Source organism: Pseudoalteromonas sp. SWYJZ12, from assembly GCF_015864395.1.
GTDB classification, from domain to species: Bacteria; Pseudomonadota; Gammaproteobacteria; order Enterobacterales; family Alteromonadaceae; genus Pseudoalteromonas; species Pseudoalteromonas arctica.
Genome location: NZ_JADYXH010000002.1, coordinates 384,770 through 399,389, shown reverse-complemented (window position 1 = coordinate 399,389; position 14,620 = coordinate 384,770). Strand labels below are relative to the sequence as shown.

The 14,620-nt window shown below is 40.3% G+C and carries 12 protein-coding genes; 4 read left to right on the top strand and 8 right to left on the bottom strand.

Translation table 11 applies throughout. From position 1 onward, the window contains the following. The first annotated feature begins 121 nt into the window (after positions 1-121). Positions 122-1,192 carry a DUF3083 family protein gene (locus I6F42_RS03985; protein WP_010552675.1) on the top strand — a complete coding sequence of 357 codons (1,071 nt, stop codon included), beginning with the start codon at positions 122-124 and terminating at the stop codon, positions 1,190-1,192. Positions 1,193-1,252: 60 nt separating this feature from the next. Here I6F42_RS03985 and sucD read toward each other — a convergent pair whose 3' ends face one another. The 8 genes from sucD to sdhC form a co-directional block, all read right to left on the bottom strand. Then, the gene (gene sucD / locus I6F42_RS03980; protein ID WP_007586864.1) at positions 1,253-2,125 is read right to left on the bottom strand and encodes a succinate--CoA ligase subunit alpha; all 873 of its coding nucleotides are present in this window, start codon (positions 2,123-2,125) and stop codon (positions 1,253-1,255) included. Further along, positions 2,125-3,291, bottom strand: a complete 1,167-nt coding sequence (gene sucC / locus I6F42_RS03975) for an ADP-forming succinate--CoA ligase subunit beta (RefSeq protein WP_007586870.1) — start codon at positions 3,289-3,291, stop codon at positions 2,125-2,127. The genes sucD and sucC overlap by 1 nt, the downstream gene beginning before the upstream one ends. Positions 3,292-3,468: 177 nt before the next feature. Continuing rightward, complete coding sequence (gene odhB, locus I6F42_RS03970; protein WP_007586871.1) at positions 3,469-4,986, bottom strand: 2-oxoglutarate dehydrogenase complex dihydrolipoyllysine-residue succinyltransferase; 1,518 nt, start codon at positions 4,984-4,986, stop codon at positions 3,469-3,471. A 3-nt stretch (positions 4,987-4,989) separates the two neighbouring features. Further along, the gene (gene sucA, locus I6F42_RS03965) at positions 4,990-7,809 is read right to left on the bottom strand and encodes a 2-oxoglutarate dehydrogenase E1 component (protein ID WP_010552673.1); all 2,820 of its coding nucleotides are present in this window, start codon (positions 7,807-7,809) and stop codon (positions 4,990-4,992) included. 94 nt (positions 7,810-7,903) lie between these two features. Further along, positions 7,904-8,620: a succinate dehydrogenase iron-sulfur subunit gene (locus I6F42_RS03960; protein ID WP_007375751.1), complete on the bottom strand. Its 717-nt coding sequence runs from the start codon at positions 8,618-8,620 to the stop codon at positions 7,904-7,906. 10 nt (positions 8,621-8,630) lie between these two features. Then, positions 8,631-10,403 (bottom strand): succinate dehydrogenase flavoprotein subunit, encoded by a 1,773-nt coding sequence (gene sdhA / locus I6F42_RS03955; protein WP_007375750.1) that lies wholly within the window; start codon positions 10,401-10,403, stop codon positions 8,631-8,633. Continuing rightward, positions 10,404-10,751 carry a succinate dehydrogenase, hydrophobic membrane anchor protein gene (gene sdhD, locus I6F42_RS03950; protein WP_007586873.1) on the bottom strand — a complete coding sequence of 116 codons (348 nt, stop codon included), beginning with the start codon at positions 10,749-10,751 and terminating at the stop codon, positions 10,404-10,406. Then, positions 10,742-11,119, bottom strand: coding sequence for a succinate dehydrogenase, cytochrome b556 subunit (gene sdhC, locus I6F42_RS03945; RefSeq protein WP_076914908.1), 378 nt, complete (start codon positions 11,117-11,119; stop codon positions 10,742-10,744). The genes sdhD and sdhC overlap by 10 nt, the downstream gene beginning before the upstream one ends. A 420-nt stretch (positions 11,120-11,539) precedes the next feature. Between sdhC and I6F42_RS03940 the strand changes: the two genes are divergently transcribed. From I6F42_RS03940 to I6F42_RS03930, 3 genes are all read left to right on the top strand, one after another. Then, positions 11,540-12,826 carry a citrate synthase gene (locus I6F42_RS03940; RefSeq protein ID WP_007586875.1) on the top strand — a complete coding sequence of 429 codons (1,287 nt, stop codon included), beginning with the start codon at positions 11,540-11,542 and terminating at the stop codon, positions 12,824-12,826. A gap of 115 nt (positions 12,827-12,941) precedes the next feature. Continuing rightward, positions 12,942-14,168 carry a SufS family cysteine desulfurase gene (locus I6F42_RS03935; protein ID WP_197151010.1) on the top strand — a complete coding sequence of 409 codons (1,227 nt, stop codon included), beginning with the start codon at positions 12,942-12,944 and terminating at the stop codon, positions 14,166-14,168. A gap of 33 nt (positions 14,169-14,201) precedes the next feature. Next, positions 14,202-14,618: a SufE family protein gene (locus I6F42_RS03930; RefSeq protein WP_008172666.1), complete on the top strand. Its 417-nt coding sequence runs from the start codon at positions 14,202-14,204 to the stop codon at positions 14,616-14,618. The last annotated feature ends 2 nt before the right edge of the window (positions 14,619-14,620 follow it).

Sequence of the window (14,620 nt, the reverse complement as noted above, 5' to 3'; positions counted from 1 at the left end):
ATATTGCTTAACTTTAATTCAGCTGAACCATTGTTTATGAATAAAATTTGTTTTAACGCAATATTTAAGTCATCTAAACAGTTTATAGTAGGTAAATAACCTACATTATAAGGATTTAAAGATGGCGACACTTAATCAACATCGTGTATATATTCCAACTAATGCACGCGCTAACCACTACCTTTTAGCTGAAATAACCCCTAATCACGATTTTTATAAAAGCTTTAGTGATATAAATTGCTGCTATGAACGTATTGCACGCCAGCTGTTTGCTTCTTGTGATGAGTACGAGCTTTATAATGTGCACTTATTAGCGAATGATAAACTACCCGTTGTAAGATTTAATGATGAGTCTTATCAATTAGAAACAGATAAACAAATGCTCTTTTTTTATAATCCCCGTTATCACGAAGCGCATAAGATTTATTACACTGAAGGTACACCGAGTAAAAAAATACGCATTCTATTTTTAGCAACAGGCGATGATTTGCGAGCCAACTCTGCAGAATTTCATAATAAAGTTCAAAAAGTGTTAGACACTTTACAAGGACAACTCTTAATAAATCAGCCCCAGTTTAAACTACGCGACCATCAACACTTAACGTATGACCTATTTGCTAAAGAAAAAGGCAACAAGGAAAGCTATGGTTACAAATTAAGAAGTCTCTACCCTCGCTACCAATCAAGACAATGCAGCATACCCAATGATTATGCAGAAATGACTTACGCCACTTTTACTATACCGGTTTCGCGCGCTATTAAAACGCAGTTTCAAACACTAATGAACACAAACGATTATGCTAAATTTTATGACTACTTTGCTTATGCATTTATACGTGCGTGTCAAAATAATAACTTAAACCATGGCGCTATGGTTGCTAACGGTGCAACGCCTATTATACGCAACAGTAAAATAGATAAAAGTGAAGGCAATGATGAACTTCAAAAGTTAAGTTTTGATATTGAATCTAATGAAAATCAAATTAAGCACTTTTATGAAGCAAGTAAATTGGTAGAAACGCTGCATTTTGTAGTAGTCGCAACGCAGCAGGATAAACATGAAATGGGCTATGGTCGATTTATGAACCAAGTAGAAAAAACAATCCATACTCTGTGTAATGAGCTGGCTATAAATAAACAACGCCAAGACTTATCTGTACGCTTTTTCCAGCATATTAGTTACCCGTTCTAAATTTTCATCTAATAACAAAAAGGCCCGCATATGCGGGCCTTTTTAAAGAAAAACAAGCGATTACCAGCCTGTTTTCTCTTTAAGTGCTTTACCGATATCAGCAAGTGAACGTACAGTTTTTACGCCCGCAGCTTCTAATGCAGCAAATTTCTCATCAGCAGTACCTTTACCGCCGGCAATGATTGCGCCAGCGTGACCCATACGCTTACCTTCTGGTGCAGTAACACCAGCAATGTAAGATACTACAGGTTTAGTAACGTTAGCTTTGATGTACTCTGCAGCTTCTTCTTCTGCAGTTCCACCAATTTCACCAATCATTACGATTGCTTCAGTTTGTGGATCTTTTTCGAACATTTCTAGAACGTCGATAAAGTTAGTACCTGGAATTGGATCACCACCAATACCAACACACGTAGACTGACCAAAACCAGCATCAGTAGTTTGCTTAACTGCTTCGTACGTTAAAGTACCAGAGCGAGAAACAATACCTACTTTACCAGGTTTGTGGATATGACCAGGCATGATACCAATCTTAGTTTGACCAGGAGTAATAACACCTGGGCAGTTAGGACCGATCATACGAGTACCTGTTTGATCTAGTTTGATTTTAACATCAACCATATCAAGTGTAGGGATACCTTCAGTAATACAAACTATTAGCTCGATGCCAGCATCGATAGCTTCTAAGATTGCATCTTTACAGAAAGGAGCTGGTACGTAGATAACTGAAGCAGTTGCGCCAGTTTCTTTTACAGCATCACGAACTGTGTTGAATACAGGAAGACCAAGGTGCGTTTGACCGCCTTTACCTGGGCTAACACCACCAACCATTTGTGTACCGTACTCAAGCGCTTGCTCTGAGTGGAAAGTACCTTGGCCACCAGTGAAACCTTGACAGATAACTTTTGTATCTTTATTGATTAATACAGACATTATTTGCCCTCCGCAGCAGCAACAACTTTTTCAGCAGCGTCTGTTAGTGATTCAGCAGCAATGATATCTAGACCAGAGTTCTTAAGAACTTCACGACCTAATTCAGCATTAGTACCTTCTAAACGTACAACTACTGGTACGGTTACGCCAACTTCTTTAACTGCGCCAATGATGCCTTCAGCAATCATGTCACAACGAACGATGCCGCCAAAGATGTTTACTAAAACAGCTTTAACATTGTCGTCAGAAAGAATGATTTTGAATGCTTCAGAAACACGTTCTTTAGTAGCACCGCCACCAACATCCAAGAAGTTAGCCGGCTTGCCGCCGTGTAGGTTTACGATGTCCATAGTACCCATTGCTAGGCCTGCACCGTTAACCATACAACCAACATTACCGTCTAGAGCAACGTAGTTAAGCTCGAAGCTTGCTGCGTGTGCTTCACGAGCATCTTCTTGAGATGGATCGTGGAATTCACGGATTTTAGGTTGACGGTAAAGTGCATTACCATCAATACCGATTTTGCCGTCAAGACAGTGAAGGTTGCCTTCGTCTGTAATTACTAACGGGTTGATTTCAAGTAATGCGAAATCAAAATCAGTGAACATTTTACCAAGACCCATAAAGATCTTAACAAACTGTTTCATTTGTACTGGGTTAAGACCCAATTTGAAACCTAGTTCACGTGCTTGGTAAGCTTGAGGACCTACTAACGGGTCGATCTCTGCTTTGTGGATAAGCTCTGGTGTTTCTTCAGCAACAGTTTCAATTTCAACGCCGCCTTCAGTAGACGCCATGAAAACTACTTTACGAGATGCACGGTCAACTACTGCACCTAGGTACAATTCGTTAGCAATGTCAGTACAGCTTTCTACTAAAATTTTAGCTACTGGCTGGCCTTTCTCGTCTGTTTGGTAAGTAACTAGGTTTTTACCTAACCAGTTAGCTGCAAACGCTTTTACTTCTTCGATAGTTTTAACTAGCTTTACACCGCCAGCTTTACCACGTCCACCTGCGTGAACCTGAGTTTTAACAACCCACATATCGCCGCCAATTTTTTCAGCAGCTGCAGCAGCTTCTTCAGGTGTATCGCAAGCGTAACCTGTAGAAACGGGTAAACCATATTCGGCAAAAAGTTGTTTTGCCTGATACTCATGCAAATTCATGATGCTTTATCCAATTTTTTATACTAAAAGAGCTGAATATTTTTTCAAATAAACAACTATCCCAAATTGCGCACCTAGTATAGATCCCAAGGCTTAACATGAAAACCCCAGTACGACCAAAGGCGCAAAAAAAAAGCTGTGAATGTTCATTCACAGCTTACATTTCATACAACTAGATTAAACATCTAGCAATAAGCGAGTTGGATCTTCAAGTAACTCTTTAATAGTTACTAAGAAACCAACAGATTCTTTACCATCAATGATACGGTGGTCATAAGAAAGTGCTAAATACATCATAGGTAGTATTTCAACTTTACCATTTACAGCCATCGGACGGTCTTGAATTTTATGCATACCCAAGATTGAAGACTGTGGCAAGTTAATGATAGGTGTAGATAGCAATGAACCAAATACGCCACCATTAGTAATAGTGAAATTACCACCCGTCATATCAGCAAGCGTTAGCTTACCATCACGACCTTTAAGTGCTAACTCACGAATACCTTTTTCGATTTCAGCAACAGATAGTTTGTCACAATCTTTAAGTACTGGAGTAACTAAGCCACGTGGAGTAGATACTGCAATGCTGATATCGAAATAGTTATGGTAAACAATATCGTCACCATCAATTGAAGCATTTACATCTGGAAAACGCTTAAGAGCTTCAGTTACAGCTTTCACATAGAAAGACATGAAACCTAAACGAATGCCGTGACGCTTTTCAAACGTTTCTTGGTACTGCTTACGAAGGCTCATGATTGGTCCCATGTTCACTTCGTTGAATGTAGTTAACATTGCAGTTGAGTTTTTAGCTTCAAGAAGACGTGTCGCAATCGTTTTACGTAAACGAGTCATAGGTACGCGTTTTTGAGTACGATCGCCCATCGGTGCAGCTGGAGCAGAAGCTTCTGCTTTTTTAGCTGCTGGCGCTGGTGCTTTTAAGAAAGTATCAACGTCTTCTTTAGTTACACGACCATTTTTACCCGTGCCTTTAATTTTAGAAGCGTCTAGGCCTTTCTCAGCAATTAAACGACGAACTGATGGTGTTAACACATCTGAACTTTCGCTTGAATCTGCTGCTGGCGCTGCGTCTGCTTTTGCAGCTGGAGCCGCTGGTGCACCGCCTGCTTTAACCGAACCAATTACTTGCTCGCCTAATACAGTATCGCCTTCGCCGTGAATGATATCACCCATGATGCCATCTTCTTGAGCTACTACTTCAAGAACAACTTTATCTGTTTCAATATCTACCAAGTTTTGGTCGCGTGTTACCGCGTCACCTGGTTGTACATGCCATGTAGCAATTGTTGCGTCTGCAACTGATTCTGGAAGTACAGGTACTTTAATATCCACTTCTTTACCTTCTGATGCTGGTGCTGATTGCGCCACTGGCGCGTCTTCTGATTTAGCTGGTGCTGATTCTTCTTTAGTTGAACCTTCACTTGCTGGCGCTGCATCAGCATCACCAAGTAAACCCATAACTTGGTCGCCAAGTACGGTTGCACCTTCTTCTTGTGATATTTCTGTTATTACACCGTCATGCTGTGCAACAACTTCTAAAACCACTTTATCTGTTTCAATGTCTACTAAGTTTTGATCGCGAGTTACTTTGTCGCCAACACTTACATGCCATGTAGCAACGGTAGCATCTGCAACCGACTCAGGAAGAACAGGAACTTTAATTTCTGTGCTCATTGCTTATCCTTTATTTTCTATAGTAAGCGCGTCGGCAACGAGCGCTTGTTGTTCTTTAGTATGTACTGACATGTAACCACACGCTGGTGATGCAGACGCTTTACGTCCTGCATATTTTAATTTAGCACCTTGTGGGATTGCATCAATAAAGTGATGTTGTGAACAGTACCATGCACCTTGGTTTTGTGGCTCTTCTTGACACCATACAAAATCAGTTACGTGTTGGTAACGCTCTATAATTGTTTGCATTTCATCGTGTGGGAACGGGTATAACTGTTCAACACGTACAATTGCAATATTATCTTGCTCAAGCTTACGACGCTCTTGTAGTAACTCGTAGTAAACTTTACCGCTACAAAATACAACGCGCTCTACTTTCTCAGGATTAATATCATCAACTTCGTCGATCATATTATGGTAAACACCATGTGAAAGCTCTTCAAGTGATGAAGTTGCAAGCGGGTGACGAAGTAGCGACTTAGGCGTCATAACAATCAGAGGACGACGAAGTGGTCGAACTGACTGACGACGAAGCATAGCGTAAACTTGCGCCGGCGTTGAAGGAACACACACTTGCATGTTGTGATCAGCACATAGTTGCAAGAAACGCTCTAAGCGCGCTGAACTATGCTCTGGGCCTTGACCTTCATAGCCATGAGGTAACAAAATTGTAAGCCCACATAAACGGCCCCACTTTTGCTCACCAGAACTTAAGAACTGGTCAAATACAACTTGTGCACCATTGGCGAAGTCACCAAATTGCGCTTCCCATATTACGAGAGACTTAGGTTCAGCGGTAGCATACCCATATTCGAACGCAACGACAGCTTCCTCAGACAAAACAGAATCAAAGACTTCAAATGTGCCTTGATCTTCACTTAAATGCTCTAAAGGAGTGTAAGTTGTACCATCAGATTGACCATGAACAACAGCATGACGATGAAAGAATGTTCCTCGACCTGTGTCTTGTCCTGTTAAACGAATGTCAGTACCTTCAGACGCAATTGTTGCATAGGCAAGTGTTTCTGCCATACCCCAATCAAGTGGTTTTTCACCTGTGGCCATTAGCTTACGATCGTCATAAATCTTTTTAACGCGAGATTGAGCTTTATGTTGTTCTGGGTAAGAAGCTACTTTCTCACCAAGAGCTTTAAGCTTCTCTACAGATACGCTAGCATCGTAGTCAACATTCCATTCATGACCAATATATTTGGCCCACTCAGAAGAATGCGACGTCTCTGGCTGTATTTCTGAAACAACACAGCTGCCTTCATCTAGTGCATCACGGTACTCATCAGCTAAGGCTTTAACTTCTTGTTCAGAAAAAGAGCCTTCAGCAATCAGTTGGTCTGCATAGATTAAACGCGGCACTGGATGCTTTTTAATTTTTTGGTACATGACAGGCTGAGTTGCATTAGGCTCATCAGCTTCATTGTGACCATGGCGACGGTAACAAACTAAATCAATTACTACGTCACGCTTAAACTGATTTCTAAAATCAAGAGCAAGTTGAGTAACAAATGCAACGGCTTCAGGATCATCAGAATTAACATGGAATATTGGAGACTGAACCATTTTAGCAATGTCAGTACAGTATGGCGTTGAGCGAACGTCATCTTGCTTAGAGGTTGTGAAACCTACTTGGTTGTTGACAACAATACGAATACTACCACCACAACTAAACGCATTAGTTTGTGACATGTTAAACGTTTCTTGAACAACACCTTGTCCAGCAATAGCAGAATCACCATGGATGGTAATAGGTAGTGCTTTAATGCCTGACTTATCACCTAAACGGTCGAGACGACCACGCACAGAGCCCATTACAACAGGGTTTACGATTTCTAGGTGAGATGGGTTAAACGCAAGCGCCATGTGTACATTGCCACCTTTGGTAGCAAAGTCAGACGAATAACCCATGTGATATTTAACATCACCAGAACCTAACGTTTCTTTATGTATACCAGCAAATTCATCAAATAATTCTGATGGGTTTTTACCAAGTACATTAACTAAAACGTTTAGACGACCACGGTGAGCCATACCAATAACAGCTTCTTGTTGGCCGCTTTCACCAGCGCGGTGAATAAGCTCTTTAAGCATTGGAACTAACGCATCGCCACCTTCAAGTGAAAAGCGCTTAGCACCAGGGAACTTAGACCCTAAATATTTTTCTAGACCATCTGCTGCAGTAAGCCCTTTAAGGATACGTAGCTTTTCATCTTTTGAGAATTTAGGCCTAGACTGGACAGATTCTAGACGTTGTTGTAACCAACGTTTTTCCTCTGTTGATGTGATGTGCATATACTCAGCGCCAATTGAACCACAATATGTAGTTTTTAGTGCTTGGTATAGTTCACCTAAAGGCATAGTATCGCGCCCTACGGCAAACGATCCTACGTTAAACTCGCGGTCAAAATCACTTGAAGATAGGTCGTGGTACTCTAGCTCTAAATCTCGTACACGCTCTCGTTGCCAAATACCTAATGGATCTAGGTTTGCATTTTGGTGCCCACGAAAACGGAAAGCATTAATAAGTTGTAGAACTTTAACCTGTTTAAGGTCACCGCCACTACCCTCTGCTACCACTACTTCTCTATGCTTGTTTTTTGCAAGCTGTGCAAACTGTGCTCGAACCTCTGAATGTTTTACTTCAACATCCACACCATCAACTTTAGGTAATTGTTCAAACACTTCTCGCCATTCGTCTGGCACAGAAGTCGCATCGTCTAAATACGCTTCATAAAGCTCTTCTACATAAGCAACGTTGCCGCCGTTTAAATGTGAAGATTCTAGCCATGCCTTCATCACACCTTCGTGCATTTATAAGCCCTTTTTTTTAGCGCAGAAATTAATAGTTATTATAACAAGATGGCTAATATAATTTAATATTAGCCATCTTACCTTTACTAAGCTATCAAACCGCTCGGTTTAGTAACATAGATTTGATTTGTCCAATTGCTTTGGTCGGATTAAGACCCTTAGGACAAACGCTAACACAGTTCATGATACTGTGACAACGGAACACACTGAACGCATCGTCTAAATCCGCTAAACGTTCTTCAGTTGCTGTATCTCGGCTATCAGCCAAGAAACGGTAAGCATGAAGAAGGCCTGCTGGACCAATGAACTTGTCTGGATTCCACCAGAACGAAGGACACGATGTTGAACAACATGCACACAAAATACACTCATAAAGCCCATCTAATTTATCACGTTCTTCAATAGTTTGAAGACGTTCGCCTGCTGCAGGCTGATCATTAATTAAATAAGGTTTAACTTTTTCGTACTGAGTGTAGAACTGACTCATGTCAATAACAAGGTCACGAACCACAGGTAAACCTGGTAATGGACGTACTACGATTTTACCTTTGCCATTTTTTTGTAGCGTAGATAAAGGAGTAATACATGCTAAACCATTTTTACCATTCATGTTAACACCATCAGATCCACACACACCTTCACGGCATGAACGACGGAAAGATAATGTAGGATCTTGTTCTTTTAGAAGAATAAGTGCATCCAACACCATCATGTCGTGACCTTCCTCTGTTTGCAAGGTGTATTCTTGCATACGAGGAGCGTTGTCAACATCTGGATTATAACGATAAACTGAAAATTGTACTTGTGCCATCGTCTATCTCCTAGTAAACACGTGCTTTAGGTGGGAAAGCTTCACGCGTTTTAGGCGCATAGTTTACATCACGCTTACTCATTTCATCCGTTACAGGATTGAATACTGAGTGACATAACCAGTTTTCGTCATCACGATCTGGGTAGTCAAAGCGAGAATGTGCACCACGGCTTTCTGTACGGAAGTTTGCAGCTACTGCAGTTGAGTAAGCTGTTTCCATTAAGTTGTCTAGTTCAAGACATTCGATACGCTGCGTGTTGAAGTCTGATGATTTATCATCAAGACGAGCATGTTGCAGACGTTCGCGAATTTCTTTAAGTTCTTGAAGACCTGCAGCCATTGAGTCACCTTCACGGAATACCGAGAAGTTAAGCTGCATACATTGTTGTAGGTCTTTTTTGATTTGAACTGGATCTTCACCTTGGCCAGCCGTTGAATTTTCCCAACGATTGTAACGTGCAAGAGACGCTTCTAAGTCTGATTCTGAAGCAGCTTTAGATATTTCAACGTCATTTAGGTACTTACCTAAGAAGTTACCCGCAGCACGACCAAACACAACTAAATCAAGTAATGAGTTACCACCTAAGCGGTTTGCACCGTGTACAGATACACATGCAATCTCACCTACTGCAAATAAACCTTGAACTACTGTTTCGTTGCCTTGAGCATCGATTTGTAGCGCTTGTCCATTTACATTAGTAGGAACACCACCCATCATATAATGACAAGTTGGAATTACTGGAATTGGCTCTTTTGCAGGGTCAACATGAGCAAATGTTTTAGCAAGGTCACATACGCCTGGAAGACGTAAGTTAAGTGTTTCTTCACCCAAATGGTCAAGTTTTAACTTAAGATGTGGACCCCAAGGACCATCACAACCACGACCTTCACGGATTTCAGTCATCATTGAACGTGCAACAACGTCGCGAGACGCTAAGTCTTTTGCGTTTGGTGCGTAACGTTCCATGAAGCGTTCGCCATCTTTATTTAAAAGATAGCCGCCTTCACCACGACAACCTTCAGTTACTAGCGTACCAGCACCTGCGATACCCGTTGGGTGGAACTGCCACATTTCCATGTCTTGCATAGAAATACCAGCACGTGTTGCCATACCAACACCGTCACCAGTGTTAATGTGAGCATTAGTGGTTGATGCAAATATACGACCTGCACCACCAGTAGCTAATACAACAGCTTTAGATTTGAAGAAGGTAACTTCACCTGTCTCAATCTCAATTGCAGTACACCCTACTACATCACCATTATCGTTTTTAACTAAATCAAGTGCATACCATTCAGAGAATACATTTGTTTTGTTTTTAACGTTTTGTTGATATAGAAGGTGTAATAAAGCATGACCAGTACGGTCAGCAGCTGCTGCAGTACGTGCGGCTTGTTCACCACCAAAGTTTTTCGATTGACCACCGAAAGGACGTTGGTAAACACGGCCATTTTCAAAACGAGAAAATGGTAAACCCATGTTTTCTAATTCGGTAATAGCTTCTGGGCCAGTTTGACACATGTATTCAATAGCGTCTTGGTCACCGATAAAATCGGAACCTTTAACGGTATCGTACATATGCCATTCCCAGTTATCTTCGTGTGAATTACCAAGCGCAACCGTAATACCGCCTTGAGCAGATACAGTGTGTGAGCGCGTTGGAAATACTTTAGATATTAATGCACACGTTTTGCCAGATTCTGTAATTGCTAAAGCAGCGCGCATACCTGCACCACCTGCACCAATTACTACGGCGTCAAATTCACGAACAGAATATTTCACTTAAACACCCCATAATACGATTAGACCAATAGCTACGTAAGCAACGGCCATTAGGTTTAATACAAAACCTAAAACTGCACGAAGCTTTGCGCACTTAACATAGTCTGTAAGAACTTGCCAAAGGCCAATGCGGGTATGAACCATAATGCAAACAAGGGTAATTAACGTAAACCCTTTCATTGCTAGGTTAGAGAAGAGGCCTGTCCAGGCTTCGAAAGTGACTTCTGGCGTCGCTAAAAAATAGCCGATAATAAAAATCGCGTAAGCGCTGATTATTAATGCCGTGGTACGTAAAGATACGAAATCTTGTACACCATCACGTTTTAGAGTTGCTTGATTTAAAACCATATCCACACCCCTGCCAATACGGCAAACACAACACCAAGAGCCATTGAAACTTTAGCGCTGAGGTTACCTGATTCAAGTTCTTCCCAATGTCCCATATCCATAATCATATGACGGATACCACCAATAAGGTGATAACCTAATACAGAAACAGTGCCCCAAGCTATAAATTTGGCAATGAATCCGTTAAACAGACCCTTGACGAATTCAAAACTTTCAGCTGAAGAGAGAGACTCAGACCAAGCCCAAATGACAAACGTTAAAGCAAAAAATAATGCAACACCGGTGACGCGGTGAAAAATTGAAGCTTTAGCCGTTGCCGGCATAGATATAGTTGTTAGATCTAGATTTACAGGTCTTTGCTTTTTCACAGTTACTTGCCCATCTTTGCTCACAGTGGAGCTCATCTACTTGTTTTTCTAAAAACCCACCAAATATTACTGATGGAACTATCAAAATAAACGTACCAAAACAATTAAAGTTCACAAACCTGTAAATTTTAAGCTGTTAAGAATATGTTTACCCAAATACAATACGGTTTAAAACCACCGTTAGTATATATACCCACAGGGCTTTTTACAATTCTTGTTTATTTAGAGATGTTTGCGAATTAGCCAATAGTATTATATTTAATTAATACCGAATATTTATTATACATATATGCATAATGTTTATAAAAATTGACTTTAACCCCCTCTTTCACGTTAAAATGAGAAGATGTGCTTAAAACAGATTTCAGAACTTTAAAATCTAAAAATCAGAATAGATATCTTAATAGGAGATACATAACGATGGCAGATAAAAAAGCCACAGTCCAAATTGATGGACTAGATCCAATCGAACTTCCAATTTATCAAGGCACTGCTGGCCAAGATGTAATCGACGTACGTACGTTAGGTTCACACGGTCACTTTACTTATGACCCAGGTTTCATGTCGACTGGTTCTTGTGAATCTGCAATCACCTATATTGATGGTGGTAAAGGTGTACTACTTCACCGTGGTTACCCAATTGAGCAATTAGCTGAAGACTCAAATTACATTGAACTTTGTTACTTACTTTTAAATGGTGAGTTACCTTCTAAAGAACAATATGAAGTTTTTAAGAATGAAATAACTACAAGCACTATGCTTGACGAGAAGATTGCTAACTTCTTCCAAGGTTTCCGCTTTGACGCTCACCCAATGGCAATGCTTTGTGGCGTAGTAGGTGCATTATCATCTTTCTATCATGAAGACCTTGATATTACTGATGCTGAACAACGTAAAACAAGCGCAGTTAAACTTGTTGCTAAGTTACCAACAATCGCAGCAATGGCTTATAAAACAAATATCGGCCAACCGTTTGTATACCCACGTAACGATTTAAGCTACGCAGAAAACTTCTTACACATGATGTTCTCTGTACCTGCTGAAGAATATAAAGTTAATCCTGTAACTGCAAAAGCAATGGATAAAATCTTTATGCTTCATGCAGATCATGAACAAAATGCATCAACTTCAACAGTTCGTCTTGCTGGTTCATCTGGTGCTAACCCGTATGCATGTATTGCAGCTGGTATTGCATCTTTATGGGGACCTGCTCACGGCGGCGCTAATGAAGCATGTTTAAACATGTTAGAAGAGATTGGCTCTGTTGACCGTATCGATGAATACGTAGCTAAAGCTAAAGATAAAGCTGACCCGTTCCGCCTTATGGGCTTTGGACACCGTGTTTACAAAAACTTTGACCCACGCGCTACAGTAATGCGTCAAACGTGTCACGAAGTTTTAGCTGAGCTGAACATCCAAGATCCACTTCTTGATATTGCTATGAAGCTTGAGCAAATTGCGCTTGAAGACCCATACTTTGTAGAGAAAAAACTATACCCTAATGTAGATTTCTACTCTGGTATTATCTTAAAAGCGATTGGTATTCCAACAAGCATGTTCACTGTAATCTTTGCAATGGCACGTACTGTTGGTTGGATCACTCACTGGGATGAGATGCTATCTCAACCTGGTCATAAGATCAGCCGTCCTCGTCAACTTTATACTGGTTACACTCAACGTGACTACGTATCAACTGACAAGCGTTAATTAACGTTGGTTAGTTTAAAAAGGCCGCATTTTGCGGCCTTTTTTATTAACAACACTTGAGAATTATCATAAACCGATTACAATTCCTGCCTTAAAAACACTATGTAGATGAGCCATGCTTGCTTTAAAGTTTGATATAAATAAAATTAGAAACGACTTCCCAACATTAAATCAAACAATAAACGGCTGCCCGCTTGTTTATTTAGACTCAGCAGCAACCTCACAAAAGCCTCAATCAGTTATAGATACAATTACTGAATTCTATACGTTTCAAAACGCTAATGTACACCGTGGACGCCATACACTTAGCGAGCAAGCAACTTATTCATATGAACAAGTACGGGATAAAACTGCAGAGTATTTCAATGTATTTAGTAAAGAGATTGTATGGACTAAAGGCGCTACAGAAGCCATTAACTTGGTCGCTAACGGATTAAAAAAGCGCTTAAATGAAAGTCATACCATAATGATATCTCCGCTTGAGCATCATGCAAACATAGTGCCTTGGCAAATAGTGAGTCAACAAACGGGTGCTAAATTAATAGCGCTTCCACTAAATAAAAATGGCACGCTGAACACCAAAGAATGCTGTGAATTTATAAAAGAAACAAAACCTGCCCTATTAGCTATTACACAAGCATCTAACACACTGGGTAATATAACCGATTTAAAACCACTAATTAGAGCTGCAAAAGACGTCAATTCTCTTGTTCTAGTGGATGGTGCACAAGGTGCACTGCATTTAAAACCCGATTTACGTGAATTAAACTGTGACTTTTATGTCTGCTCAAGCCATAAAATGCTCGGCCCAACAGGATTAGGTGTGCTTTATGGTCGATATGAGCAATTAAATACCCTTGATATTTACCAATCAGGTGGGGAAATGATCGATAAAGTGTACTTAACTCACAGTACTTATCGTCCTGCGCCTGCAAAATTTGAAACTGGAACACCAAATATCTCTGGAGTTTTAGGCTTTGGTGCCGCATTAGACTATTTAAATGAATTAGATCACGCAAAAATCCAGCAATATGAGCAAAAATTGTTTAGTTATGCCGCTCAAAAATTGGTAAAGGTTGATGGTATTACAATATATAGCAACCTATCTGACAATATTGGTACACTCTGCTTCAACTTAAATGATGAACATCCTTATGATTTGGCAACTTTACTTGACGGGTACGGGGTTGCAGTAAGGAGTGGACACCATTGTACACAGCCATTAATGACACATTTAGGGCTTAATGGAACGCTAAGAGCGAGCTTTTGTTTTTATAATACCTATGAAGATGTAGATATATTCATTGATTCACTTAAAAAATGTATCGCTTTACTGGACTAAACGTCACTTTAATAGAATTAATTAGGATAACTCATGACAAATACGTTTAACAAAGTCACAGAATCTATAAAAAATGCGCCCGCTTGGCAGCAAAAATATCGTGAGATAATGCTTTTAGGAAAAACTTTACCTGTTTTAGCTGATGTTTTGAAGACTGATGATGCACTTGTACCGGGCTGTGAAAGCAAAGTATGGATGTTTGTTGAATTTGATTTAACAGAAAATACACTTGTTGTAATTGGTGACTCAGATACACGTATAGTAAAAGGATTATTAGCCATTATTTTAGCGCTTTACAATGGCCTCACACCAGAGCAAGTAGTGAATAAAAATGCGTATGAAGAATTTGAAAAGCTCGGCCTTATAAGCCACTTAAGCGCATCACGTGGTAATGGTATTAAAGCCATGGTTGATAAAATACAAACCATGGCACAACACAAGCTTAGTTAGCA

Excerpts from the sequence above, each read along its gene's own strand:
- I6F42_RS03985 (WP_010552675.1), top strand. The coding sequence starts at position 122 with ATGGCGACACTTAATCAACATCGTGTATATATTCCAACTAATGCACGC.
- sucD (WP_007586864.1), bottom strand. The coding sequence starts at position 2,125 with ATGTCTGTATTAATCAATAAAGATACAAAAGTTATCTGTCAAGGTTTC.
- sucC (WP_007586870.1), bottom strand. The coding sequence starts at position 3,291 with ATGAATTTGCATGAGTATCAGGCAAAACAACTTTTTGCCGAATATGGT.
- odhB (WP_007586871.1), bottom strand. The coding sequence starts at position 4,986 with ATGAGCACAGAAATTAAAGTTCCTGTTCTTCCTGAGTCGGTTGCAGAT.
- sucA (WP_010552673.1), bottom strand. The coding sequence starts at position 7,809 with ATGCACGAAGGTGTGATGAAGGCATGGCTAGAATCTTCACATTTAAAC.
- I6F42_RS03960 (WP_007375751.1), bottom strand. The coding sequence starts at position 8,620 with ATGGCACAAGTACAATTTTCAGTTTATCGTTATAATCCAGATGTTGAC.
- sdhD (WP_007586873.1), bottom strand. The coding sequence starts at position 10,751 with ATGGTTTTAAATCAAGCAACTCTAAAACGTGATGGTGTACAAGATTTC.
- I6F42_RS03940 (WP_007586875.1), top strand. The coding sequence starts at position 11,540 with ATGGCAGATAAAAAAGCCACAGTCCAAATTGATGGACTAGATCCAATC.
- I6F42_RS03935 (WP_197151010.1), top strand. The coding sequence starts at position 12,942 with ATGCTTGCTTTAAAGTTTGATATAAATAAAATTAGAAACGACTTCCCA.
- I6F42_RS03930 (WP_008172666.1), top strand. The coding sequence starts at position 14,202 with ATGACAAATACGTTTAACAAAGTCACAGAATCTATAAAAAATGCGCCC.